We start from the raw sequence: 959 nt of genomic DNA, 5'->3' as shown, positions 1-959 counted from the left end.
GCGACCCCGCCCGGCGGCGGCTCGACGCGGCCCGCCGCCGCGACCGGCTGACCTCCGAGGTCGCGGCCGCCGAACGCCAGGCGCTGGACTCCGGGCAGCGCGCGCAGAAGCTGCGCGGAGACTGGCTCGAGCTCAAGGAACAGCGTCTGACCGGCATCGCCGCCGAGCTGGCCGCCCACCTCACCGACGGCGCCCCCTGTGCCGTCTGCGGGGCCACCGAGCACCCCGCCCCGGCCCGCAAGGACGCCGGACACGTGGACCGCGAGGCCGAACAGCACGCCTTCGACGCGCACCAGGAGGCCGAGCGGGAGCACGTCGAGCACGAGCGCCGCAGCACCGAGCTGCAAGCCGCGCTCGACGCCGTCACCGCCGAGGTCGGGGACACCCCCGCCGACCGCATCGCCGCCGAAGTCACCGAGCTGGAGCGGGAGTTCGAGCAGGTCCGCCGGGACGCCTCCGCCCTGCACGCCGCGCACGAAGAGCTGCGCCGGGCCGAGGCGGAGCGCGAGCGGCGGCTCCAGGCCCGTCAGCAGTCCGCCGTACGGGCCGCCGCCCGGCTCACCCGGCGCGACACCCTCGACCGCGAACAGGTCACCCTGCAGTCTGAGTTGACGCGGGCGCGCGGAGCCGCCGAGAGCGTCGCCGCCCGCGCCGCCCAACTGGAGCGGCTCGCGGCCGTGCTCACCGAGGCCGCCGACGCCGTCCGTACGGCTGAGGAGGCGGCCGTCCGCCTGAAGGACGCCGACGCCCGCCTCGCCGACGCCGCCTATCGCGCCGGGTTCGACACCCCCGGCGCGGCGGCCGGGGCCCTGCTGGACCCCGCCACCCACCGCGCCCTCCAACACCGGCTGGACGAACGGCAGTCGGAGGAGTCCGCCGTTCGCGCTGTCCTCGCCGAGCCCGAGACGGTGGCGGCCTCCAAGCGGGCCCCCGCCGACCTCGTCGCGGCGGGAGAGCGC

At 77.8% G+C, this 959-nt stretch carries 1 pseudogene; it reads left to right on the top strand.

What is annotated here, in order from left to right:
* Positions 1-959, top strand: a pseudogene (locus GT030_RS05720) (SMC family ATPase); the annotation flags it as partial.

It is taken from the genome of Streptomyces sp. SID1328, assembly GCF_009865595.1.
Taxonomy (GTDB): Bacteria; Actinomycetota; Actinomycetes; order Streptomycetales; family Streptomycetaceae; genus Streptomyces; species Streptomyces griseoluteus.
The sequence above is the reverse complement of the archived record's forward strand: the minus strand, read 5'-3'. Positions and strand labels throughout refer to the sequence as shown.